At 71.6% G+C, this 22,205-nt stretch carries 22 protein-coding genes; 5 read left to right on the forward strand and 17 right to left on the reverse strand.

Going from position 1 to position 22,205, the window contains the following annotated elements:
* The 4 genes from C9F11_RS08230 to C9F11_RS08245 form a co-directional block, all read right to left on the reverse strand.
* Nucleotides 1-834 carry a MetQ/NlpA family ABC transporter substrate-binding protein gene (locus tag C9F11_RS08230; protein ID WP_138958624.1) on the reverse strand — a complete coding sequence of 278 codons (834 nt, stop codon included), beginning with the start codon at nt 832-834 and terminating at the stop codon, nt 1-3.
* 96 nt (nt 835-930) lie between these two features.
* The gene (locus tag C9F11_RS08235; RefSeq protein ID WP_138958625.1) at nt 931-1,680 is read right to left on the reverse strand and encodes a methionine ABC transporter permease; all 750 of its coding nucleotides are present in this window, start codon (nt 1,678-1,680) and stop codon (nt 931-933) included.
* On the reverse strand, nt 1,677-2,729 hold the full coding sequence (locus C9F11_RS08240; RefSeq protein ID WP_138958626.1) for an ATP-binding cassette domain-containing protein: 1,053 nt from the start codon (nt 2,727-2,729) through the stop codon (nt 1,677-1,679). Before C9F11_RS08240 ends, C9F11_RS08235 begins: the two co-directional genes overlap by 4 nt.
* 396 nt (nt 2,730-3,125) lie before the next feature.
* Nucleotides 3,126-3,806: an HAD family hydrolase gene (locus C9F11_RS08245; protein ID WP_138958627.1), complete on the reverse strand. Its 681-nt coding sequence runs from the start codon at nt 3,804-3,806 to the stop codon at nt 3,126-3,128.
* Nucleotides 3,807-3,897: 91 nt separating this feature from the next.
* Here C9F11_RS08245 and C9F11_RS08250 point away from each other — a divergent pair, with 91 nt between their 5' ends.
* Nucleotides 3,898-4,257: a hypothetical protein gene (locus C9F11_RS08250; RefSeq protein WP_138958628.1), complete on the forward strand. Its 360-nt coding sequence runs from the start codon at nt 3,898-3,900 to the stop codon at nt 4,255-4,257.
* Nucleotides 4,258-4,264: 7 nt separating this feature from the next.
* Nucleotides 4,265-4,705, forward strand: a complete 441-nt coding sequence (locus tag C9F11_RS08255; protein ID WP_138966234.1) for a hypothetical protein — start codon at nt 4,265-4,267, stop codon at nt 4,703-4,705.
* A gap of 74 nt (nt 4,706-4,779) precedes the next feature.
* Here C9F11_RS08255 and C9F11_RS08260 read toward each other — a convergent pair whose 3' ends face one another.
* The 3 genes from C9F11_RS08260 to C9F11_RS08270 form a co-directional block, all read right to left on the reverse strand.
* Nucleotides 4,780-5,292 carry a GNAT family N-acetyltransferase gene (locus C9F11_RS08260; RefSeq protein WP_138958629.1) on the reverse strand — a complete coding sequence of 171 codons (513 nt, stop codon included), beginning with the start codon at nt 5,290-5,292 and terminating at the stop codon, nt 4,780-4,782.
* Nucleotides 5,293-5,332: 40 nt separating this feature from the next.
* A complete protein-coding gene (locus C9F11_RS08265; RefSeq protein ID WP_138958630.1) occupies nt 5,333-5,857 on the reverse strand; it encodes a sigma-70 family RNA polymerase sigma factor in 525 nt (174 codons plus the stop codon).
* Between the two features lie 74 nt (nt 5,858-5,931).
* A complete protein-coding gene (locus C9F11_RS08270; RefSeq protein WP_138958631.1) occupies nt 5,932-7,134 on the reverse strand; it encodes a glycerophosphodiester phosphodiesterase in 1,203 nt (400 codons plus the stop codon).
* Between the two features lie 462 nt (nt 7,135-7,596).
* Here C9F11_RS08270 and C9F11_RS08275 point away from each other — a divergent pair, with 462 nt between their 5' ends.
* Both C9F11_RS08275 and C9F11_RS08280 read left to right on the forward strand, forming a co-directional pair.
* Entirely contained in the window at nt 7,597-8,241 is a 645-nt protein-coding gene (locus C9F11_RS08275; RefSeq protein WP_242715647.1) for a lysophospholipid acyltransferase family protein, read from the forward strand.
* Between the two features lie 134 nt (nt 8,242-8,375).
* Complete coding sequence (locus C9F11_RS08280; protein WP_138958190.1) at nt 8,376-10,046, forward strand: IS1182 family transposase; 1,671 nt, start codon at nt 8,376-8,378, stop codon at nt 10,044-10,046.
* 179 nt (nt 10,047-10,225) lie between these two features.
* On the opposite strand, the gene C9F11_RS08285 is transcribed toward C9F11_RS08280, so the two are convergent.
* The 5 genes from C9F11_RS08285 to C9F11_RS08305 form a co-directional block, all read right to left on the reverse strand.
* On the reverse strand, nt 10,226-11,770 hold the full coding sequence (locus C9F11_RS08285) for an MFS transporter (protein ID WP_138958633.1): 1,545 nt from the start codon (nt 11,768-11,770) through the stop codon (nt 10,226-10,228).
* A complete protein-coding gene (locus C9F11_RS08290; RefSeq protein WP_249401642.1) occupies nt 11,767-12,318 on the reverse strand; it encodes a TetR/AcrR family transcriptional regulator in 552 nt (183 codons plus the stop codon). The genes C9F11_RS08285 and C9F11_RS08290 overlap by 4 nt, the downstream gene beginning before the upstream one ends.
* Before the next feature lie 81 nt (nt 12,319-12,399).
* A complete protein-coding gene (locus C9F11_RS08295) occupies nt 12,400-13,371 on the reverse strand; it encodes an aldo/keto reductase (RefSeq protein ID WP_138958635.1) in 972 nt (323 codons plus the stop codon).
* A gap of 124 nt (nt 13,372-13,495) precedes the next feature.
* Nucleotides 13,496-14,926, reverse strand: coding sequence for an argininosuccinate lyase (argH, locus tag C9F11_RS08300; protein ID WP_138958636.1), 1,431 nt, complete (start codon nt 14,924-14,926; stop codon nt 13,496-13,498).
* Between the two features lie 141 nt (nt 14,927-15,067).
* Nucleotides 15,068-16,261 (reverse strand): argininosuccinate synthase, encoded by a 1,194-nt coding sequence (locus C9F11_RS08305; RefSeq protein WP_138958637.1) that lies wholly within the window; start codon nt 16,259-16,261, stop codon nt 15,068-15,070.
* Nucleotides 16,262-16,462: 201 nt separating this feature from the next.
* Between C9F11_RS08305 and C9F11_RS08310 the strand changes: the two genes are divergently transcribed.
* Nucleotides 16,463-17,065 (forward strand): hypothetical protein, encoded by a 603-nt coding sequence (locus C9F11_RS08310; RefSeq protein ID WP_249401643.1) that lies wholly within the window; start codon nt 16,463-16,465, stop codon nt 17,063-17,065.
* Between the two features lie 48 nt (nt 17,066-17,113).
* On the opposite strand, the gene C9F11_RS08315 is transcribed toward C9F11_RS08310, so the two are convergent.
* The 5 genes from C9F11_RS08315 to argC all read right to left on the reverse strand — a co-directional run bounded on the left by C9F11_RS08315 (nt 17,114) and on the right by argC (nt 22,056).
* Entirely contained in the window at nt 17,114-17,659 is a 546-nt protein-coding gene (locus C9F11_RS08315; protein ID WP_030680925.1) for an arginine repressor, read from the reverse strand.
* A gap of 7 nt (nt 17,660-17,666) precedes the next feature.
* Nucleotides 17,667-18,899 (reverse strand): acetylornithine transaminase, encoded by a 1,233-nt coding sequence (locus tag C9F11_RS08320; protein WP_138958639.1) that lies wholly within the window; start codon nt 18,897-18,899, stop codon nt 17,667-17,669.
* The gene (argB, locus tag C9F11_RS08325; protein ID WP_138958640.1) at nt 18,896-19,813 is read right to left on the reverse strand and encodes an acetylglutamate kinase; all 918 of its coding nucleotides are present in this window, start codon (nt 19,811-19,813) and stop codon (nt 18,896-18,898) included. The genes C9F11_RS08320 and argB overlap by 4 nt, the downstream gene beginning before the upstream one ends.
* A 66-nt stretch (nt 19,814-19,879) precedes the next feature.
* Nucleotides 19,880-21,031, reverse strand: coding sequence for a bifunctional glutamate N-acetyltransferase/amino-acid acetyltransferase ArgJ (gene argJ / locus C9F11_RS08330; RefSeq protein ID WP_138958641.1), 1,152 nt, complete (start codon nt 21,029-21,031; stop codon nt 19,880-19,882).
* Nucleotides 21,028-22,056, reverse strand: a complete 1,029-nt coding sequence (gene argC / locus C9F11_RS08335) for an N-acetyl-gamma-glutamyl-phosphate reductase (RefSeq protein WP_138958642.1) — start codon at nt 22,054-22,056, stop codon at nt 21,028-21,030. The genes argJ and argC overlap by 4 nt, the downstream gene beginning before the upstream one ends.
* Nucleotides 22,057-22,205: the final 149 nt, after the last annotated feature.

Raw genomic sequence — 22,205 nt, forward strand, 5'->3', positions numbered from 1 at the left:
TCAGAACGCCGCGACGACGGCGCCGTCGTACTTCTTCTCGATGAACGCCTTGACCTCGGGCGAGGTGAGGAGCTTCGCGAGCTTCTTCACGCGCGGGTCGTCCTCGTTGCCCTTCTTCACGGCGAGGAAGTTGCCGTAGGGGTTGCCCTTGGCCTTCTCGGCGACGAGGGCGTCCTTGGCGGGGCTGAGGTCGGCCTCCAGGGCGTAGTTGCCGTTGATCACCGCGGCGTCGACGTCCTTGATGGTGCGCGGCAGGGCCGCGGCCTCCAGCTCCTTGAACTTCAGGTCCAGCGGGTTGGACGCGATGTCCTTGGGGGTGGCCTCGAAGCCGACGCCGTCCTTGAGCTTGATGACGCCGTTGTCCGCGAGGAGCTTCAGGGCGCGCGCCTCGTTGGTGGTGTCGTTCGGGACGGCGACCGTCGCGCCCTTCTTCAGGTCGTCGATCTTCTTGATCTTCTTCGAGTAGACGCCCAGCGGCTCCAGGTGCACCGTGCCGTTCGGGACCGGGGCGATGTCCGTCCCGTTCTTCTTGTTGAAGTCGTCCAGGTACGGCTTGTGCTGGAAGTAGTTCGCGAAGACCTCACCCTGCTGCGTCGCCGTGTTCGGCGTGACGTAGTCGGTGAACTCCTTGACCTCCAGGTCGAGGCCCGCCTTCTTCGCCAGGTTCTTCTTGACGAAGTCGAGGATCTGGCCCTGCGGGGTCGGGGTCGCGGCGACGACGAGCGCGCCGTCCTTGTCGCCCGCGGAGTCCTTGTCCGAGCCGCAGGCGGTGAGGCCCAGGGTGAGGGCTCCGGCGGTCAGGACAGCAGCGGTGATCTTGGTGGTGTTACGCACGAAAAGTGCCTTTCTCCATGGGTGGTACACGCCCGCGGCGGTGGTGCGGGGGTGGTGCTGGGCGCCCGCTGGGCGAACTCAGCGAACTCTGGGGACTCAGGAAGCCTTGGCGGGCTCCGCCTCGGCCGTGACGGTCTTCGGGGCCTTGGCGCGGAGCAGCTTCAGACGCGGTGCGGCGCCCGAGTGGCTGCCGCGCCGGTGGAGCCTGCGGGCGGCGTAGTCGCCGACGAACTGGATGATCGAGATGACCACGGCGAGGATGCCGACGGTGATCCACATCAGCTCGGTCTCGAAGCGCTGGTAGCCGTAGCGGACCGCGAGGTCGCCGAGGCCGCCGGCGCCGACGGTGCCGGTGATCGCCGAGTAGCCGATGAGGGCGACGACGGTCGTGGTGGCGCTGGAGATGAGCGACGGCAGCGACTCGGGCACGAGGACCTTGCGGACCACGGTCCAGGTGTTGCCGCCCATCGACTGCACGGCCTCGACCAGGCCGTGGTCGACCTCGCGCACGGCCGTCTCGACCAGGCGGGCGAAGAACGGGATGGCGCTGATCGCGAGCGGCACGATCGCGGCCTCACGGCCGATGGTGGTGCCGACGATGGAGCGCGTGAAGCCCATCAGGGCGACCATGAGGATGATGAACGGCATCGAGCGGCCGATGTTCACGACCTGCCCGATCACCTTGTTCACGACGACGTTCTGCAACAGGCCGCCGCGGTCGGTGAGCACCAGGAGCAGGCCGAGCGGCAGACCGGCGGCGACGGCGATGAGCGCCGACCAGCCGACCATGTAGAGGGTGTCCCAACAGGCCTGCTCCAGCAGGGGCTGCATTTCGTCCCAGGTCACTTGGCACCTTCCTTCACCAGCACGGAGTCCTGCGGTGCGGGCGTGTCGTGCCCGGCGACGTCGACCTGGAGGCCCTGCTCGCGCAGGAAGCCGATGGGCACGACGTTCTCCTCGAAGCGGCCGGGCAGCTCGATGCGCATGCGGCCGACCTGCTTGCCCCCGACGGTGTCCATGGCGGCGCCGAGGATCGAGATGTCGATGTTGTACGTGCGCGACAGCTGGGAGATGACCGGCTGGGTCGCGGCCTCGCCGTGGAAGGTGACGTCGACGACGGTGCGCTGGTCGCCGGTCGCGGCACCGCTGAGCGGGAACAGCGCGGCGGCGAGCTGCGAGCCGGGCGTGGCCAGGAGCTCGCTGACGGTGCCGGACTCCACGATCTGCCCCCGCTCCATCAGGGCGGCGGAGTCGCAGACGGTCTTGACGACGTCCATCTCGTGCGTGATGAGCAGGACGGTCAGGCCGAGCTGCCGGTTGAGGTCGCGAAGGAGCTGGAGGATGGAGCGGGTGGTCTCCGGGTCGAGGGCGCTGGTGGCCTCGTCGGAGAGCAGCACCTTCGGGTCGCCGGCGAGGGCGCGGGCGATGCCGACGCGCTGCTTCTGGCCGCCGGAGAGCTGGGCCGGGTAGGACTTGGCCTTGTCGGCGAGGCCGACGAGGTCGAGCAGGTCGAGCGCCTTGCGGGTGCGCTCCTTGCCGGACAGGCCGAGGATTTCGAGCGGCAGCTCGACGTTGTCCTGCACGGTGCGCGAGGACAGCAGGTTGAAGTGCTGGAAGACCATGCCGATGCGGCTGCGGGCGGCCCGCAGCTCCCGGCCCGCGCGCGGGCCGCGTCCGGCGAGGGCGGTGAGGTCCTGACCCGCCACCGTCACGGTGCCGGAGCTGGGGCGCTCCAGGAGGTTCACGCAGCGGATGAGCGAGGACTTGCCGGCGCCGGACTGGCCGATGACGCCGTACACCTCGCCTTCGCGCACGTGGAGGTCGACTCCGTCGAGGGCGGTTACTTCACGACCGCGTGAGCGGTAGACCTTGGTGAGGCCGGAAGTGGTGATCACTGGGTTTCCGTCACTGTCGAGTGCGCGGCGCATGGTGTCGCCGGGGCACGGGGCATTCGTTCGGAACGCGGCACGGTTCTCGCGGTGGCGGTGGAACCGGAGGACGTGTGCGCGGGGGCGGGCTCTCGCTTCCGTTACGTCGCCTGCGGGCGGAACGTGGGGACGCGGGGCACGGCGGCTTCGCTTCGGGGCGCGAGGCTCGGTGGTACGGGGGCCCTCAGAAGGCGCACATTCGACACATACAACGAGCACCGGGCGTCGTCATCGCCTCGGTCGCAAGGGTGCGGCTGCTCGTCGTGGTCATGCGGACAGTAAAACACGCGGGCGGCGTCGCACCGCCACCGTTGTCCGAATAGCGGACGTCCGATGCCCGCCTGTCGGACGCACGATGTCGCCTCACCGGCCCCTTCGGGCGCGCGGGACGATCTCGACCCCACCCGCCGTGGCCTGCGCCGACACCTCCGAGAGGTCCTTGACGAGGACGTCGGCGGACAGCTCGGCCGCGCGGTGCGTTGTGGTCAACGCCACGGTGGTCATGCCCGCGGCGCGGCCCGCCGTGAGACCCGCGGGGGCGTCCTCGAAGACCACGCAGCGCGCCGGGTCGACGCCGAGGGTCCGCGCGGCGAGCAGGAAGGGCTCCGGGTCGGGCTTGCCGCGGCTGATGTCGTCGGCCGCGATCAGCGTCTTGGGGCGGATGCCCACCTCGTCGAGGCGGGCCTCGGCCAGGCGGCGGGTGGCGGAGGTGACCACGGCCCAGCGCTCGGGCGGCAGCGCGGCGAGCAGGTCGAGGGTGCCGGGCAGCGCGACGACACCGCCCGCGACGTCCGAGACCTCCAGCTCCTCGATCCGCGCGACCGCCGCCGCGACCCGCTCGGCGGGCAGCAGGTCGGCCACGATCTCGGCGGCGGGGCGCCCGTGCAGCTCGACCCGCGCGAAGTCCTCCGCGGTGATGCCGCACTCCCCCGCCCAGCGCGTCCAGCAGCGCGTGACCGACTCCATCGAGGAGATGAGGGTGCCGTCGTTGTCGAACAGGAGCGCTTCGGCCCGCAGGGGCTGGGGTTCGGCCTGGGTGTTCATGGAGATCGACGATACGTGGGCCTCACCCGCCGGGACCCGGGCCCCCGGGGCCGAGCGCATCGGGCCTTTTGGCCCGTAATAGGGTCTCCGCATGCTTGTTGCCCTGACCGTCGCGACCTCCGTGGCCGCGCTCGCGCTCGCGGCCTGGTGCGGCTTCGCCGCCTACCGGGACCAGCCGACGAAGGACTGGCACTTCATCGGCATGGGCGTGGTCACCCTCCTCGCCCTGATCCAGCTGATCGTCGGCATCGTGCAGCTGGCCCGGGGCGAGGACCCGGAGCAGGGCACGACGATCTTCGTGTCGTATCTGATCGGCTCGTTCGCCTGCGTTCCGGCGGCGGGATTCATGTCGCTCGCGGAGCGCACCCGCTGGGGCTCGGCGACCGTCGCCGCGGGCGGCGTGGTCCTCGCCGTGCTCGAAGTGCGCCTGTACGACATCTGGGGAGGCTGAGGTGGCCGTGACCGAATCCGGATCCGGAGAGGCTCCCGAGCGCGGCGGCGGGCCGGAGCGCCAGAAGCTGATCACGGGCCCCGGCATCCTGCTGGTGTGGCTGTACGGCGTGATGGTGGTCGGCGCCGTGTCCCGCTCGGCGGTGCAGATCTCCACCGACTTCGACAAGGCGCCGCTCGCCTACACCCTGTCGGCGCTCGCCGGTGTGGTCTACGGCTTCATCACGTACTCGCTGGTGCGCGGCGGCGAGAGGGCCCGCAGGGCGGCGCTGGTGTGCTGCGCCGCCGAGCTGGCCGGCGTGCTCGGGGTCGGGGCCTGGACCCTGGCGGAGCCGTCCGCGTTCCCGGACGCGACGGTCTGGTCGGACTTCGGCATGGGGTACCTCTTCATCCCCGTGCTGCTCCCGGTGACCGCCCTGTACTGGCTGCGCAAGGCCGGGCGCCCGTAAGCGCCCCGAAGGGGCGCGGGGAACGGCGCGACCAGCCCCAACGCGCCCGCGGACGAAACTACCGCGCGAAGCGCCTAGGCGCTGGCGGCGTAAGCCTCAGCCGCCACCTCCTTGGCAAGGGTCACCACCGTCAGGCGGTCGTCCACGCGCCGCGTGCCCACCGGCGCGTACCCGTGCTTGCGGTACAGCTGGAGGTTGCTCTCGCTGCGGTGCCCGGTGAACAGCTCGAAGCGGCGGGCGGCGCCGCCCTCGCCCAGCCGTCGCTCTATCGCGTCGAGCAGCCGCCCGCCCAGGCCGTGCCGCTGCATCCGGGGGTGGACGACGAGCTTGCCGACGCGCGCCGTGCCCGCCCCGTCGACGCTGGCCCGCACGGAGGCCACGACCTCGGTGCCGAGCCGCGCGACCAGGACGGTGCCCCCGGCCAGCTCCGCCTTGAGGGACTCCAGGGTCTGGGTCAGCGGCTCGATCGAGTAGTCGCCGTACAGCTCGGCCTCGCTCTGGTAGCAGAGGTACTGCAGTTTGAGGATCTGCTCGGCGGCGTCCTGGTCGTCGGCCGCCGCCTCCGAGATGGTCACGCTCATGCCCATGTGCGCATGCCTCCCGCTCACCTGCTCCACCGGTTGTCCCTCACTCCTTTCCCCACGGGCCAGGAGTCGCAACCTCTTGCGCGAGCATTCTGCGCAGGCATCCCAGGCACCGGGAACGTTCTGGCCCCAAAGATCCTTGTGACATTCCCAACTCTCCTGCGATTTCACGGTAAGTGAGGTCCTTGGGCGACAGAAGCGCAGCCAGGAGCCGAGGACACCGTCCGGGGAGCTTGCGGACGGCCGCGTGCAGGATCCGGTGCCGGTCGGCCCGCAGCACGCGCTGCTCGGGCCCGCCCTGGAGGTCGTCGGCCGGTTCGGTGACGTACGGCCGCTCGCGGCGGGCGGCGTGGCGGCTGCGGTGGGCCTCGTCGCGGACGGCGGTGCGCAGCCATCCCGCGGGGTCGGCGAGGGACCCCTTGGCGTCCAGGTGTTCGATCAGGCGCAGCCACACGGCCTGCTCGAGGTCGCCGGGTTCGGCGCCGGAGCCGTGCGCCTCCGCCGAGGCCTCCGCGGCGAGCAGCGGACGCAGGGCGGTGACGAGGTCGGGCGAGAGCGAGGGCGTCATATCCGCGACGACGCGGCCGTTTCGGCGCCGGGTTTCCGAAACGGCCGCGGCTCACTCCAACCGGGAGTTTCCCGTCATCGGTTGACAGTGCCGCCGTCGCGGAAGTCGGCGGCGGCGAGGAGCGCCGTGTCCGCGTTGTCGGAGAAGATCCCGTCGATGCCGGTGGCGAAGTACTTCTTGAACGCGCCGAAGGCGTCGCCGTACGCGTTGGGGTCCGTGCCCTTCTTGAAGTCGGCGGGCAGGAAGGTGTTCTCGTTGCGCATCGTGTACGGGTGCAGGATCAGGTCCTCGGCGTGCGCGTCGCGCACCAGCGTGGTCGGCTCCAGGAGCCTGCCGTCCGGGCCCTTGGGGATGATCAGGTCCAGGGTCGGGCCGATGCCCTTGGCGTACGAGGCCATCCAGCGCAGGCCCTCGGGCTTGATGAGGTCGGCGACGGTGCGCGGGTCGCCCGCCTCGACGAAGTCCCAGGGGCGGGAGTTCGCGGACGACAGCAGGACCACGCCGGGCGCGTCGACGAGCTTGCGCAGACGCTGGATGCTGCTGGGCTCGAAGGACTGCAGGAAGTTCGGCGAGTGCCTGCGGTGGCGGTTGTAGCGGCGCAGGAGCTTGGCGAGGGGCTCTTCGAGGCCGAGGCCCAGCTTGCGGAAGTAGGTGGGGTGCTTGGTCTCGATGTGCAGCCAGACCCGGCGGCCGCGCTCGCGGCCCGCGCGCTCGGCCCAGCGCAGGACCTCCTCCAGGGTGGGGACGTCCCAGCGGCCGTCGTAGAGCGTGTTGCGCTGGCGGGTGCCGGGGATGCGCTCCTTGGCGCGCAGCGTCTTCAGCTCGGCCAGCGTGAAGTCCTCGGTGAACCAGCCGGTGAGCTGGACGCCGTCCACGGACTTCGTGGTCTTGCGGCCCGCGAACTCCGGGTGCGCGGAGACGTCCGTGGTCGCGGTGATGTCGTTCTCGTGACGGCATACGAGATGGCCGTCCTTGGTGGGCACGACGTCCTGCTCGATGACGTCCGCGCCCATGTCCAGGGCGAGTTGGTAGGAGCCGAGCGTGTGCTCGGGCCGGTAGCCGCTGGTGCCGCGGTGCGCGATGACCGTGGGCACCGGCAGCTCGTCGCCGTGGCCGTGCCCGTGGCCCTTCCCGTGGCGGCCCTCGGCTCTCGCCACGCCGGGCGCGCCCGCGACGGCCGCGCCCGCACCGAGGACCGCGGCCCCCAGGACCGCCCGCCGCCCCGGGCTCGTCCCCGTCCGCCGCTCGGCCGTCGCGCCGTATTCCTCGTTCGCCATGAGGGCTCCCTCTTCGTGTACTGCCGTGTGCCGCCTTGCACCTGACAAAGCGGCACCGATCGTAGGTGGCGACAGGTGACGTACGGGAGACCCGGGGTCGAACGTACGGGTGACGCGCGATGGCCGAAGGCCGCGTGGGGCGTGAAGGCGCGCGCGCCCGGCGCGGGGGAACGCCGGGCTTCAAGGCGTCCGGGCCCCGGGGAGGGCTTCCGGACGCGGCCCGCGGGGAGCGTGAGAAGGGCCACTCGGACAAGCGGCGCAGTTCGTACGGCGATACGGTCGTGCTGGTAGGACCCTCGTGGGGCAAGGGGCGCGCAAACTCAGGTCAACTCTGCGTATCGGTCGCATGAACCCGATGTGCGTTCAACGGGGACCCGCGAGTATGGTCCTCACCTGCAGCGACTTGCCGTCGACCCGTTGACACCGGAGGAACCGTTGTCCCGTCTAGCGCTCCTGAAGGCAGTGCTCGGACCGATCTTGCGCCTGACGTTCCGCACGCGGGTAGAAGGTGCCGAGAACATCCCCGGGACCGGTCCCGTCATCCTGGCCGGAAACCATCTGACGTTCATCGACTCGATGATCCTGCCCGTGATCTGTGACCGGCCGGTCTACTTCATCGGCAAGGACGAGTACGTCACGGGCAAGGGCCTCAAGGGCCGCGCGATGGCCTGGTTCTTCACCGGCGTCGGCATGATCCCGGTGGACCGCGACGGCGGCCGGGGCGGCGTGGCCGCCCTGATGACCGGCAAGCGGGTCCTGGACGACGGCCAGATGTTCGGCATCTACCCGGAGGGCACCCGCTCCCCCGACGGCCGCCTCTACCGCGGCCGCACGGGCATCGCCCGGCTCACGCTGATGACGGGCGCGCCCGTGGTGCCGTTCGCCATGATCGGCACGGACAAGCTGCAGCCGGGCGGCAAGGGCCTGCCGCGTCCTGGCCGGGTGACGGTCCGCTTCGGCGAGCCGATGGAGTTCTCGCGCTACGACGGCATGGACCGCGACCGCTATGTGCTGCGCGCGGTGACGGACTCCGTGATGACGGAGGTCATGCGCCTGTCCGGGCAGGAGTACGTGGACATGTACGCCACGAAGGCGAAGGCGGCCTGAACCGGGCCGCGACACGGCGAAGGGCCGCACCCCACGTGGGATGCCGTTGGCGAATTCGGGGCTCTGCGTGACGTCGGCCTTCAAGACCTGGTTGTGGTCTTGAAGGCCGACGTTGTCGTATGGGGTGGGTGTCGATGTCGATGCGTCCGATCGGAGATGGGGAGATCCCCGCGGAGACGGTGCGGGTGGCCCAGGCGGCGTTCCCGAAGGGCAGTCTGGCGATCCGGTTGCGGGATGAGCTGGGGGTGCTGTTCCGGGACGAGCAGTTCGCGGATCTGTTCCCGTCCCGGGGCAAGCCGGCCTGGTCCCCGGGCCGGCTCGCGCTGGTGTCGGTACTCCAGTTCGCCGAGGGGCTGCCCGATCGGCAGGCGGCCCTGGCGGTGCGGGCCCGGATCGACTGGAAATACGCCCTGGGCCTGGAGCTTACCGACCCGGGCTTCGACTACTCCGTACTCAGCGAGTTCCGCACCCGGCTGGTCGAGGCGGAAGCGGGGCAGCAGGTCTTCGACCACGTCCTGGAGTCCGCCCGGAAGGCGGGAATGCTGAAGGCGCCAGGCAGGGCCCGCACCGACTCCACCCACGTACTGGCCGCGATCCGGTCGCTGAACCGGCTGGAGTTCGTCATCGAGACCCTGCGCGCTGCGCTCAACGCACTCGCCGCTGCGGCCCCCAACTGGCTGTCCGCCCACGCTGATCCGGCCTGGTTCGACCGGTATGCCACCCGGCCGGAGGACTACTGGCTGCCCTCCGGCAAGGCCAAGCGGACCGAGTTGGCCGAGCAGACCGGCCGGGACGGCATGCGCCTGCTGGCCGACGTGCACGCCGCCGGGGCGCCCGTGTGGCTGCGCGAGCTGCCCGCCGTCCAGATCCTGCGCCGGGCCTGGGTTCAGCAGTACGTGTTCGATACGGAGGGCGAGGTGCGATGGCGGGACCCAAAAGAGTGCCCGCCGGGTGCTCTTCGCCTGGTCAGCCCCTATGACACCGACGCTCGCGCGAGTGTGAAGCGGGATATCAAGTGGGACGGTTTCAAGGTCCATTTGACCGAGACCTGCGATGCGGACACGTCTCACCTGATCACGAACGTGCTGACGCAGGACGCTACCGTCCAGGACAGCACGGCCACCAACCTGGTCCACGACGCCCTCGCCGCCAGGGACCTTCTGCCCGGCGAGCATCTACTGGACGCTGGCTACATCGACGGACCCCGCATCGTCACCGCCGATCGTCAGTACGGCATCACCCTGACCGGCCCCATCCGCGGCAACACCACTGCCCAGGCCAGCGGCCCCTACAGCCAGAGCGCCTTCGCCATCGACTGGCAGAGCCAGACCGTGACCTGCCCGAACGGCAAGAACGCCACCCAATGGCGGGACAAGATCTCCGATCGTGGCGCCCCCATCATCATCGTCCGGTTCTCACCCGCTGACTGCCGCACTTGCCCCGCGCGCCCCGAGTGCGTGAGCTCACCCCGAGCCGCGAGAAGGGAAATCACCCTGCGGCCCCGGGCCGAACACGAGGCGATCCAACAGGCCCGTGCAGCCCAGGGCACTCCCGAGTGGCGGGAACGCTACGCGGCCCGCAACGGCATCGAGGGCACCCTCTCCCACGCTGTTCACACCGCCGGTCTGCGCCGGTGCCGCTACCGCGGACTCGCCAGAACCCGCCTCCAGCACCAGCTCACCGCAACCGCGATCAACCTTGCCCGCCTCGACGCCCACCTCACCGGAACACCCCTGGCCCGGACCCGCACCAGCCACTTCGCACGACTTCGCCCCGCCGACCAAACGATCGACGGGGCGAAGTAGCAGGACCCCGAATTCGCCAACGGCATCCCACGTGGGGTGCGGCCCTTCGCCGTGTACAGGCGCTTCGCCGTGTACGGGCGCTTCGCCGTGTACGGGCGCTTCGCCGTGTACGGATGCTTCGCCGTGTACGGGCGCTTCGTCAGGCGCTGGCGCTTCGCCGGGTGCGGGCGGCGGTGGCGTCAGGGGTGCTCGACGCCCTCCTCCAGCTTCTGCCCCTTGAGCAGGAACCAGGCCGCGACCGCCGTGGCGAGCAGTACCGCGGCGCCCACGCCCGCGGCGACCCGCAGGCCGTCGACGAAGGCCTCCTGCGCCGCCGACACCAGGGGACCCGCCGTGTGCTCCGGCAGCCCCGCGCTCGCCTCGACGGCGCCGCCGAGGGACTCGTGGGCGGCCGCCGCGGCGTCGGGCGGGGTGCCCGCCGGGGCCGTGAAGTCGCGGTAGACGCCGGTGACGATGGAGCCGAGCAGGGCGATGCCGAGGGCCGCGCCCAGTTCGTACGCCGTCTCCGAGACCGCGGACGCGGCGCCCGCCTGCTCCTTGGGCACGCTGGACAGGATCACGTCGGCGGTCACCGTGAAGGCGAAGCCCGCGCCGACGCCGACCACCAGGAGCGCGGCGCCGAGGAGCGGATAGCCCGTGTGCTGGCTCAGGGTGGTGAGCGCGGCGAGGGCGAGGCCCACCGCCGCGAGCCCGCCCGCGACCACGGAACGCACCGAGAAGCGGCGGGCCACCAGGCCCGCGATCAGACCCGCCGTCACCGCGCCGAGCGCGGCGGGCAGCTCGGCGAGGCCCGCCTCGAACGGCCGCCTGCCCTGCACGAGTTGCAGGAACTGCGACAGGAAGAAGACCAGGCCGGACAGGCCGAGGATGGTCAGCAGGTCGGCCAGGACCGCGGCGGAGAAGCCGCGGTTGCGAAAGAGCCGCATGTCGAGCAGCGGTGCTTCGAGGGTGAGCTGCCGCCGGACGAACCAGGTGAGCGCCGCGACCCCGACGACGCCCGCGGCGAGCACCTCCCAGCCCGCGCCGCCCGCCGCCGCCTCCTTGATCGCGTACACCACGGCGATCATGCCGATGAGCGACAGGGCGACGCTGATCAGGTCCCAGGGGCCGGGTGCGGGGTTCTTCGACTCGGGGAGCAGCTTGATGCCGACGAGGACGAGGACCGCCATCACGGGCAGGTTGATCAGGAAGACCGAGCCCCACCAGAAGTGTTCGAGCAGGAAGCCGCCGACGACCGGGCCGATCGCCGCGCCCGCCGAGGCCATCGCGCCCCACACGCCGACGGCGATGCTGCGCTCGCGCGGGTCGTGGAAGATGTTCCGGATCAGCGCGAGGGTCGAGGGCATCAGGGTGGCGCCCGCGACACCGAGCAGCGCCCGGGCCAGGATCATCAGCTCCGGCGTGGTGGCGTAGGAGTTGAGCACGGACACCGCGCCGAAGGCGACGGCTCCGACGAGCAGCAGCTTCTTGCGGCCGATGCGGTCGCCGAGGCTGCCCATGGACACCAGCAGACCGGCGATCACGAAGGAGTAGACGTCGCCGATCCACAGGAGCTGGGTGCCGGAGGGCTTGAGGTCCTCGCTGATGTACGGCGTCGCGAGGCCGAGGACGGTGGCGTCCACGGCGACGAGCAGGACGGCGAGGACGAGCACGGCCAGGGCCAGCCAGCGGCCGGGCGGCCGGGCCACCTCGGCCGACGGGGTGCGCTGTGCGGTGCGGGTCATGATTCCACTCTCCGTTGTGCTCCGCCGATGAGCAGCTCGGCGATCATGTAGCTGAAGTCCTTGGTCGCGACGCGGCCGTCGAGGACGGCCCAGGCGCCGGAGCTGACGAGGCCGTACAGGGCCTCGGTGAGCCAGACCGGGGTCAGGTCGATGCGGAACTCGCCGCTCTCCTGACCGCGCCGGAACAGCTCGGCCACTCGGGTGTCGATCCGGGACCAGCCCTCGTGCTGGGTCTCGCCCTCGAACAGCGCGTTCTCCGTGACGAGGAACGCGAGCAGTCCCGCGGCGGGCTGGAGCTCCTTGACCAGGCGCCGCAGGGCGTCCGCCGCGCCGCCCGCGTCGAGACGGGCGGCGTCCAGGGCCAGCTCGCACTCCCGCAGACCGAGGTCCTCAAGCGCGCGGACGAGCGCGTCACGGCCGGCGAAGTGACGATGGAGGGTGGCCCGGCTGACACCGGCGGCCTTCGCGACCTCGTCCATGGTCGCGGAGCCCTTGCGGGTGAGCAGGGCGGCGGCACTGCGCAGCACCTGGTCTCGGTCGACAGACATGAGACAACCATAGACCACATGAGACATTTTCGTCTCACGAGAGGCATGGGGGTCTTAGGGCTGGGGTGGAGCCGTGGTCTTTCAGTGCCAGGGCAGCGCGGCCCGCGTGCTCCAGTACGCGGCGGGCTCCTCGGCGAGGGCCTCGACGCGCTCCAGGTCCTGTGCGTCCAGGTCGACGGCCGTGGCGTGCAGGTTCGACACGAGCTGTACGGAGGTGGCGGCGCCGGAGAGCACGACACCGGCCCACGGCCGGCGCAGCACCAGGGCGAGGGCGACCGCGTCGCAGCCGAGCCCGGTCCGCTCGGCGACGGCGCGCAGGGCGGCCGGGGCGTGCTCGCCCGCGAGGCGGCCGTTGGCCATGCCCTCCTTGACCAGGACGGTCAGGCCCGCGTCGTGGGCCTCGGCGAGCGCGGGGCCCGCCGAGGTCTCCAGGGCGTTGTAGGTCGCCTGCACGGTGTGGAAGAGCCGCTCGCCGCCGACGGTCACGTCCAGGGCGGCGCGGATCGCGGCGGCCTGCTGGGGGCCGCTCACGGACAGGCCGACGGTGACGCCCTCGGCGGCGAGGTCCGCGAGCCGCGCGTGCAGCTCCTTGTCGGTGAGCGCCGGGCTCTGGGGCGTGACCGAGTGGATCTGGTAGAGGTCGAGCCGCCCGCCGAGCAGCGCGGCGCTCTCGGCGCGCTGGCGGTCGTACGCGGTGACGCTGTGGTCCTTGACCTCGTGCGCGGCGGCGTCGGTGCGCCAGTCGGCCGTGTAGGTGTAGCCCCACTTGCTGCCGACGACGACGTCGTCGATGTCGGGCCTGCTCGCCAGCCAGTCGGCGAGGAACTCCTCGGAGCGGCCGTAGGAGCGGGCCGCGTCGACGTACCGCACGCCGAGCGCGTAGGCGGCGTCGAGGAGTTCGAGCGCGCGCTCGCGCAGGGCCTCGACGCTGCGGGATCGCGGCAGGTCGGCCTCGCGGCCCAGGGTGATGTAGCCGGGCCGGCCGACGGCGGCCAGGCCGAGGCCGATGTGGGCGGTCGGGGTGGTGGCTTCGGCCAGGCGGGAGAAGGTCATGTGGGGCTCCACGCTTCGGGGGTGGGACGCGGTGAGGGGAGTGCGCGGGCGGCGCACTCCCCTCCGTTCAACGTAGCCCTCCGTGGGCGGGCGGGCCCCGGCGGGGCGCCCCGGGCCCGCTTCGCTAGGCGCTGCGGGCCGTGGCCCACTCGCGCTGGGCGGCCACGTCCTTCTTGATCTCGGCGAGCTGGGCGGCCACCGCCGAGGGCGCGGTGCCGCCGCGGCCGTCGCGGGAGGCGAGGGCGCCCGGCACGTTCAGTACGGTGCGGACCTCGGGGGTCAGCCGCGGGGAGATCTTCGCGAACTGCTCGTCGGTGAGCTGGTCGAGCTCGATGCCGTGCGCCTCGCACTCCTTGACGCACTCCCCCGCGACCTCGTGCGCGACGCGGAACGGCACGCCCTGCTTGACCAGCCACTCGGCGATGTCCGTGGCGAGCGAGAACCCGGCGGGGGCCAGCTCCTCCATGCGCTCGCGGTGGACCGTGAGCGTCGCCATCATGCCGGTGAAGGCGGGCAGCAGGACCTCCAGCTGGTCGCAGGAGTCGAAGACGGGCTCCTTGTCCTCCTGGAGGTCGCGGTTGTACGCGAGCGGGAGCGCCTTGAGGGTGGCCATGAGGCCGGTGAGGTTGCCGATGAGGCGCCCGGACTTGCCCCGGGCCAGCTCGGCGATGTCCGGGTTCTTCTTCTGCGGCATGATCGACGAGCCGGTGGAGAAGGCGTCGTGGAGCGTGACGAAGGAGAATTCCTTCGTGTTCCAGATGATGACCTCCTCGGCGATCCGGGAGAGGTTCACGCCGATCATCGCGGTGATGAAGGCGAACTCGGCGACGAAGTCGCGCGAGGCCGTGCCGTCGATGGAGTTGGCGGCCGAGCCGCGCTCGAAGCCGAGGTCCTCGGCCACCGCCTCCGGGTCGAGGCCGAGCGACTGCCCGGCCAGGGCCCCGGAGCCGTACGCCGACACCGCGGCCCGGCCGTCCCACTGCCGCAGCCGCTCGGCGTCCCGGGCCAGGGACTGGGCGTGCGCGAGGACGTGGTGGGCGAAGAGCACCGGCTGGGCGTGCTGGAGGTGGGTGCGGCCCGGCATGGCGACGTCCGGGTGGGCCTCGGCGAGGCCGATCAGCGCCTCCTGAAGGTCGGTGATCAGACCGCCGACGATCCGGGCGTGGTCCCGCAGGTACATCCGGAAGAGCGTGACCACCTGGTCGTTGCGGGAGCGGCCGGCGCGCAGCTTGCCGCCGAGGTCCGGGCCGAGCCGCTCCAGGAGGCCGCGCTCCAGGGCGGTGTGCACGTCCTCGTCGGCGACGGTGCCCACGAACGCGCCGGACGCCACGTCCGCTTCGAGCCGGTCGAGGCCCGCCAGCATGCGCTCCAGCTCATCGGCGGTGAGCAGGTTCGCCTTGCGCAGTACGCGCGCGTGGGCTCGGGAGCCCGCGATGTCGTACGGCGCGAGGCGCCAGTCGAAGTGCACCGAGGCGGAGAGTTGCGCCAGCGCCTCTGCGGGACCGTCGGCGAACCGTCCTCCCCAGAGGCGGACATCGCCGGTGTTGCTGCTCACGGTTGCTCCTTGGTGTGCGGTGGGCGGGGCGAGGGTCGTCTCCCCCGCCCCGCCCCTTCCCGACTGTGCCTATATGCGGCTCCGCCGCGTGAGGACTCCGCCCCGGACCCCGCTCCTCAAACGCCGGAGGGGCTGATTCGCCTACGCCAGGTCCCGCTTGGCGGCGATCTTCGACGACAGGGCGAAGATGTCGATGAAGCCCTGGGCCTTCGACTGGTCGAAGGTGTCGCCCGTGTCGTACGTCGCCAGGTTGAAGTCGTACAGCGACTGCTCGGACTTCCGGCCGGTGACGACGGCGCGGCCGCCGTGCAGGGTCATCCGGATGTCGCCGCTGACGTGCTGGTTGGCCTCGTTGATGAAGCCGTCGAGGGCCCGCTTGAGCGGGGAGAACCACAGGCCGTCGTAGACCAGCTCGCCCCAGCGCTGCTCGACCTGCCGCTTGTAGCGGGCGAGCTCCCGCTCGACCGTCACGTTCTCCAGCTCCTGGTGGGCGGTGATCAGCGCGATCGCGCCCGGGGCCTCGTACACCTCACGGGACTTGATGCCGACGAGCCGGTCCTCGACCATGTCGATCCGGCCGATGCCCTGGGCGCCCGCCCGCTCGTTGAGCTGCTGGATCGCCTGGAGGACCGTGACGGGCCTGCCGTCGATGGCGACCGGGACGCCCTCCTTGAAGGTGAGCACGACCTCGTCGGCCTCGCGGGGGGTCGCGGGGTTGGAGGTGTACTCGTAGACGTCCTCGATCGGCGCGTTCCAGATGTCCTCCAGGAAGCCCGTCTCGACGGCCCGCCCGAAGACGTTCTGGTCGATGGAGTACGGCGACTTCTTGCTGGTCGCGATCGGCAGGCCCTTGTCCTCGCAGAAGGCGATGGCCTTGTCCCGCGTCATCGCGTAGTCCCGCACGGGGGCGATGCACTTCAGGTCAGGGCCGAGCGCCTGGATGCCGGCCTCGAACCGCACCTGGTCGTTGCCCTTGCCGGTGCAGCCATGGGCCACGATGCCCGCGCCGTGCTTGTTCGCGGCGGCCACCAGGTGCTTGACGATGGTCGGCCGGGAGAGGGCGGAGACCAGCGGATACCGGTCCATGTAGAGGGCGTTGGCCTTGATCGCCGGGAGGCAGTACTCGTCGGCGAACTCGTCCTTGGCGTCCGCGACCTCGGCCTCGACGGCACCACAGGCGAGCGCGCGCTTGCGGATGACGTCCAGGTCCTCGCCGCCCTGGCCGACGTCCACGGCGACGGCGATGACCTCGGCGCCCGTCTCCTCGGCGATCCAGCCGATGGCGACGGAGGTGTCCAGGCCGCCCGAGTAGGCGAGTACGACGCGCTCGGTCACGGGTTTCTCCTCACAGTGCATTCGCTCGCTCAGTGCATTCACTGATATGCATGAGTATGCACTGCGCCGTATGTTTCGTCAATCCAGGGCGCGAAGGGCCGCCGCCCACCCCTCACAACTCCGCCCGGCGGCACAGGACACTCCGTCCGGGCCGAACGGGACACGTGTAGCGACCACATATCGAGACGGGGTTGCGCCCCCGTGGCCGCTGGACGGGCCCCGAGCGGTACCGACCGGGCCGCGCGCCGGGCCGTCACCGTCTTTCCCGTCCTGGTGCTCGCCGCGGGCGCCGTCGGGCTCGCGGCCCCGGACGCCTTCGCGGGCTGGAAGCCGGGCGTGCCGTATCTGCTCGGCGTGGTGATGTTCTGCTCGCCGCTGACCCTGCTGCTCGCGGGCGAGTACCTGCCGGTGGACACCGGCTCGATGGTGACGGACATCCTCAAGACGGTGCTACTGCCCGTCGTCGCGGGCCTGCTGGTGCGGCTGTTCCTCGGCCGGTACGTGGACCGGGCGCTCGGCGCGCTGCCGTGGCTGTCCGCCGCCACCATCGCCGTCATCGTGGCGGTGGTCGTCGCGGGCAGCGCGGCGGCCATCAAGTCGGCCGCCGCGCTCGTGCTGCTCGCGGTGGTGCTGCACAACGGGGCGTCCCTGGCCACCGCCCACTTCGGCCCGCTGGCGGCGCTGCCCGCCGCGGTCTTCTCGGTCTGGCACAACGTGTCGGGCTCGCTGGTGGCGGCGTGGATGGCCCACAGGCACCGGAACAGCCCGACGGACAGCGACCTCTCAAGCCCGTCCGGCGATTGAGGACGAGGCCGCAGGCCGATCAAGCCGAGCCAAGGCCAGGGGCCAGCCTCAGTGCTCGTTGGACGCAAGGCGCAGCAGATGGTCGGCCAGGGCCTGGCCCCCCGTCGCATCCCTGCTGATGAGCATCACCGTGTCGTCGCCCGCGATCGTGCCCAGGATGTCGTGCAGCTCGGCCTGGTCGATCGCGGAGGCCAGGAACTGGGCCGCTCCCGGCGGAGTGCGCAGCACCACGAGGTTGGCGGAGGCCTCGGCGGAGATGAGGAGCTCGCCGGACAGGCGCCGCATCCGCTCCTCCTTGGCCGACTCGCCGAGCGGGGCGCGCGGGGTGCGGAAGCCGCCCTCGCTCGGCACGGCGTAGATGAGGTCGCCCTCGGCGTTGCGGATCTTGACGGCGTTCAGCTCGTCGAGGTCGCGCGAGAGGGTCGCCTGGGTGACGCTCAGGCCGTCGTCGGCCAGGAGCTTCGCCAGCTGGCTCTGCGAGCGCACCGGCTGCCGGTTGAGGATGTCGACGATCCTGCGGTGGCGTGCGGTGCGGGTCTGCGGCACCGCGGGCCCGGCGGACTCCCCTCGCTCGTTGCGCTGCGCATGGCTCATCGTCGTCTCATTCTCCGGATCGTCCGTCCCCGTTCGCCGCGGCCGCGGCCTGGTCGAGGACGCCGGGCAGGGCCCGGAGGAAGGCGTCCACCTCGGTGTCGCCCACGTTCAGGGCCGGCATGAGCCGTACGACATCGGGGGCGGGCGCGTTGACCAGGAAGCCGGCGTCCTGAGCCGCCCGCTGCACCTGCGCGGCCAGCGGCTCGGTGAGCACCATACCCAGCAGGAGGCCCGCGCCCCTGACATGGTCGACCAAGCCGTGCCCCGCTGACTCGATTCCGTCCCGGAGCCGTTCGCCCGCGCGCTGGGTGCGGTCGAGCAGTCCCTCGGCGGCGATCGTGTCGAGCACGGCGAGCCCGGCGGCGCAGGCGACGGGGTTGCCGCCGAAGGTCGTGCCGTGCTGGCCCGGCCGCAGCAGGGCCGCGGCCTCGCCGAAGGCGACGGTGGCGCCGAGCGGCAGACCGCCGCCGAGCCCCTTGGCGAGGGTGACGACGTCGGGGAGCACGTCCTCGTCCGCGAAGTGCGCGAACCAGTGGCCCGTACGGCCGACGCCGGTCTGCACCTCGTCGAGGACGAGGAGGGTGCCGGTGGCGCGGGTGATCTCGCGGGCGGCCCGCAGATAGCCGGCGGGCGGCACGACGACGCCGTTCTCGCCCTGGACCGGCTCGATGATCACGAAGGCCGTGTCCTCGGTGACCGCCGCGCGCAGGGCGTCGGCGTCTCCGTACGGTACGTGCGTCACGTCCCCGGGCAGCGGCAGGAACGGCTGCTGCTTGCCGGGCTGGCCGGTGAGGGCGAGCGCGCCCATCGTGCGGCCGTGGAAACCGCCGTCGGTGGCGACCATGTGCGGCCGGCCCGTCAGCCGGCCGATCTTGAAGGCGCCCTCGTTGGCCTCCGCGCCGGAGTTGCAGAAGTACACGCGGCCGTCGCGGCCGAAGAGCTGGAGCAGCCGCTCGGCGAGCGCGACGGGCGGCTCGGCGACGAAGAGGTTCGAGACGTGGCCGAGCGCGGCGATCTGCCGGGAGACGGCGTCCACCACGGCCGGGTGTCCGTGGCCGAGGGCGTTCACCGCGATGCCGCCGACGAAGTCGACGTACTCCTTGCCGTCCGCGTCCCAGAGCCTGCTGCCCGCGCCGCGCACCAGGGGCAGGCGCGGCGTGCCGTAGTTGTCCATGAGCGCGCCTCGCCAGCGCTCGGTCAGGGACTGGTTGGCGTCGGTGGACGGGGTGGCGGCGGTCATGCCGTGGCTCCCTCGGTCAGCTCGTCGGGCACGACCATCGTGCCGATTCCTTCATCCGTGAAAATCTCAAGCAGGATCGAGTGCTGTACGCGGCCGTCGATGACGCGGGCCGTCTGCACGCCGTTGCGCACCGCGTGCAGACAGCCCTTCATCTTGGGCACCATGCCGCTGGACAGCTCGGGCAGGAGCTTCTCCAGCTCGGCGGCGGTGAGGCGGCTGATCACCTCGTCGCTGCGCGGCCAGTCCTCGTAGAGGCCCTCCACGTCGGTGAGGACCATCAGCGTCTCGGCACCAAGCGCCGCAGCGAGTGCCGCAGCCGCCGTATCAGCATTGACGTTGTAGACATGCCCGGTGTCACCTTCGTCCTGGGAGCGGGCGATCGAGGAGACGACCGGGATGCGGCCGTCGGCGAGGAGCGCCTCGATGGCGCCGGTGTCGATGCCGGTGACCTCGCCGACCCGCCCGATGTCGACGGGCTCGCCGTCGATCAGCGGGCGGTGCCGGGTCGCGGTGATGGTGTGCGCGTCCTCACCGGTCAGCCCCACGGCCAGCGGGCCGTGCTCGTTGAGCAGCCCCACGAGCTCCCGCTGCACCTGCCCGGCGAGGACCATGCGGACGACGTCCATGGCCTCCGGCGTCGTGACGCGCAGGCCCGCCTTGAACTCGCTGACCAGGCCCTGCTTGTCGAGCTGGGCGCTGATCTGCGGGCCACCGCCGTGCACCACGACGGGGCGCAGGCCCGCGTGGTGCAGGAAGACGACGTCCTGGGCGAAGGCCGCCTTGAGGTCGGCGTCCACCATGGCGTTGCCGCCGAACTTGATGACGACGGTCTTGCCGCGGTGCCGGGTCAGCCAGGGCAGCGCCTCGATGAGGGTCTGCGCCTTGGGCAGAGCGGTGTGCTTGCGGGTGCTCATGGGGTGTTCAGGGTCCTCGGGTTCAGGACGGGCCGCCCGGGGCGGGACCGTGCGGTCCCGCCGGGCTCAGGACGAGTAGGCGCTGTTCTCGTGGACGTAGTCGGCGGTGAGGTCGTTGGCCCAGATGACGGCGGACTCGGTGCCGGCGGCCAGGTCGGCGGTGATCCGCACCTCGCGGTAGCGCATGTCGACGAGGTCGCGGTCCTCGCCCACCGAGCCGTTCCGGCAGACCCAGACGTCGTTGATGGCGACGTTCAGCCGGTCGGGCTCGAAGACCGCGCCGGTGGTGCCGATGGCCGACAGGACGCGGCCCCAGTTGGGGTCCTCGCCGTGGAGGGCGCACTTGAGGAGGTTGTTGCGGGCGATGGAGCGGCCCACCTCGACGGCGTCGTCCTCGCTCGCGGCGCCCACGACCTCGATGCGGATGTCCTTGCTGGCGCCCTCGGCGTCGCCGATGAGCTGCCGGGCGAGGTCGTCGCAGACCGCGCGGACGGCCTCGGCGAACTCCGCCTGTCCCGGCGCGACCTCAGCGGCACCGGAGGCCAGGAGCAGCACGGTGTCGTTGGTGGACATGCAGCCGTCGGAGTCGACCCGGTCGAAGGTGAGCCGGGTCGCCTCGCGCAGCGCCTTGTCCAGGTCGGCGGCGGGCAGGTCGGCGTCCGTGGTGAGGACGACCAGCATGGTGGCGAGGCCGGGGGCGAGCATGCCCGCGCCCTTGGCCATGCCGCCGACGGTCCAGCCCGCGCCCTCGAAGACGGCCGTCTTGTGCACGCTGTCGGTCGTCTTGATGGCGATGGCGGCCTTCTCGCCGCCGTGCGGGGACAGGGCGGCCGCGGCCGTCTCGACGCCCGGCAGGAGCTTGTCCATGGGCAGCGTGACGCCGATGAGGCCGGTGGAGGCCACCGCGACCTCGGCCGCGTTCACCCCGAGGACCTCGGCCGCCTTCTCCGCGGTGGCGTGCGTGTCCTGGAAGCCCTTCGGTCCGGTGCAGGCGTTGGCGCCGCCGGAGTTGAGGACGACCGCGGCCACCTGCCCGCCCTTGAGGACCTGCTCGGACCAGAGCACGGGGGCGGCCTTCACGCGGTTGGAGGTGAAGACGCCCGCGGCGGCGAGGCGGGGCCCGTCGTTGACCACGAGGGCCAGGTCCGGGTTGCCGTTCTCCTTGATCCCTGCGGCGATGCCCGCCGCCTGGAATCCCTTGGCTGCCGTGACACTCACGGTGCGACTCCGATCGTAGAAAGCCCCAGCTCCTCCGGGAGCCCCAGGGCGATGTTCATGCTCTGCACCGCGCCGCCCGCGGTGCCCTTGCTGAGGTTGTCGATGGCGCTGATCACGATCACGCGGCCGGAGCCCGGGTCGTGGGCGACCTGGACGTGCACGGCGTTGGAGCCGTATACGGACGCGGTGGCGGGCCACTGGCCCTCCGGGAGCAGCCGCACGAACGGCTCGTCGGCGAACGCCTTCTCGTACGCGGCGCGCACGCCCTCCGCGGTGACGCCCGGCCTGGCCTTGGCGCTGCACGTGGCGAGGATGCCGCGCGGCATGGGCGCGAGGGTGGGCGTGAAGGAGACCGACACCCGGGTGCCCGCCGCCGCGCTGAGGTTCTGGATCATCTCGGGGGTGTGCCGGTGCACGCCGCCGACGCCGTACGGCGACATGGAGCCCATGACCTCGGAGCCGAGGAGGTGGGGCTTGGGCGCCTTGCCCGCGCCCGAGGTGCCGGAGGCCGCGACGATCACCGCCTCGTCCTCCACGAGCCCCGCCGCGTACGCCGGGAACAGCGCGAGCGAGACCGCCGTCGGGTAGCAGCCCGGCACGGCGATGCGCTTGGTGCCCGCGAGGGCGGCGCGGGCGCCCGGCAGCTCCGGCAGGCCGTACGGCCAGGTGCCCGCGTGCTCGCTGCCGTAGAACTTCTCCCAGTCCGCGGCGTCCTTGAGGCGGAAGTCCGCGCCCATGTCCACCACGAGCACGTCCGGGCCGAGCTGCTCGGCGACCGCGGCGGACTGGCCGTGCGGCAGCGCGAGGAAGACGACGTCGTGCCCGGCGAGGGACTCGGCGGTGGTCGGCTCCAGGACGCGCTCGGCGAGCGGCGTCAGGTGCGGCTGGAGGGCACCGAGCGGCTGGCCCGCGTTCGAGTTGGCGGTGAGGGTGCCGATCTCGACCTCGGGGTGCGTGAGCAGCGTGCGCAGCAGTTCCCCGCCCGCGTATCCGCTCGCCCCCGCCACCGCAGCGCGTACCGTCATGACTCCTCCTCGTGAATGGCATGAATATACAAGCTATTGCAGATCTATGCAATGGAGATCTTGTGCCGCCCGGTCTCCCGGGCGGCACCGGTGTCCGGTGGCCAAGACACGACCGCCCCGGTCGGCGGTTGCCGACCGGGGCGAGCGGT

The sequence above is a fragment of the Streptomyces sp. YIM 121038 genome, assembly GCF_006088715.1.
Classification (GTDB): domain Bacteria; phylum Actinomycetota; class Actinomycetes; order Streptomycetales; family Streptomycetaceae; genus Streptomyces.

What these genes read in the sequence shown, in the direction of transcription:
- C9F11_RS08245 (WP_138958627.1), bottom strand. Translation starts at nt 3,806, where the DNA reads ATGAACACCCAGGCCGAACCCCAGCCCCTGCGGGCCGAAGCGCTCCTG.
- C9F11_RS08250 (WP_138958628.1), top strand. Translation starts at nt 3,898, where the DNA reads ATGCTTGTTGCCCTGACCGTCGCGACCTCCGTGGCCGCGCTCGCGCTC.
- C9F11_RS08260 (WP_138958629.1), bottom strand. Translation starts at nt 5,292, where the DNA reads ATGGGCATGAGCGTGACCATCTCGGAGGCGGCGGCCGACGACCAGGAC.
- C9F11_RS08265 (WP_138958630.1), bottom strand. Translation starts at nt 5,857, where the DNA reads ATGACGCCCTCGCTCTCGCCCGACCTCGTCACCGCCCTGCGTCCGCTG.
- C9F11_RS08270 (WP_138958631.1), bottom strand. Translation starts at nt 7,134, where the DNA reads ATGGCGAACGAGGAATACGGCGCGACGGCCGAGCGGCGGACGGGGACG.
- C9F11_RS08280 (WP_138958190.1), top strand. Translation starts at nt 8,376, where the DNA reads ATGTCGATGCGTCCGATCGGAGATGGGGAGATCCCCGCGGAGACGGTG.
- C9F11_RS08285 (WP_138958633.1), bottom strand. Translation starts at nt 11,770, where the DNA reads ATGACCCGCACCGCACAGCGCACCCCGTCGGCCGAGGTGGCCCGGCCG.
- C9F11_RS08290 (WP_249401642.1), bottom strand. Translation starts at nt 12,318, where the DNA reads ATGTCTGTCGACCGAGACCAGGTGCTGCGCAGTGCCGCCGCCCTGCTC.
- C9F11_RS08295 (WP_138958635.1), bottom strand. Translation starts at nt 13,371, where the DNA reads ATGACCTTCTCCCGCCTGGCCGAAGCCACCACCCCGACCGCCCACATC.
- C9F11_RS08315 (WP_030680925.1), bottom strand. Translation starts at nt 17,659, where the DNA reads ATGAGCCATGCGCAGCGCAACGAGCGAGGGGAGTCCGCCGGGCCCGCG.
- C9F11_RS08320 (WP_138958639.1), bottom strand. Translation starts at nt 18,899, where the DNA reads ATGACCGCCGCCACCCCGTCCACCGACGCCAACCAGTCCCTGACCGAG.
- argB (WP_138958640.1), bottom strand. Translation starts at nt 19,813, where the DNA reads ATGAGCACCCGCAAGCACACCGCTCTGCCCAAGGCGCAGACCCTCATC.
- argC (WP_138958642.1), bottom strand. Translation starts at nt 22,056, where the DNA reads ATGACGGTACGCGCTGCGGTGGCGGGGGCGAGCGGATACGCGGGCGGG.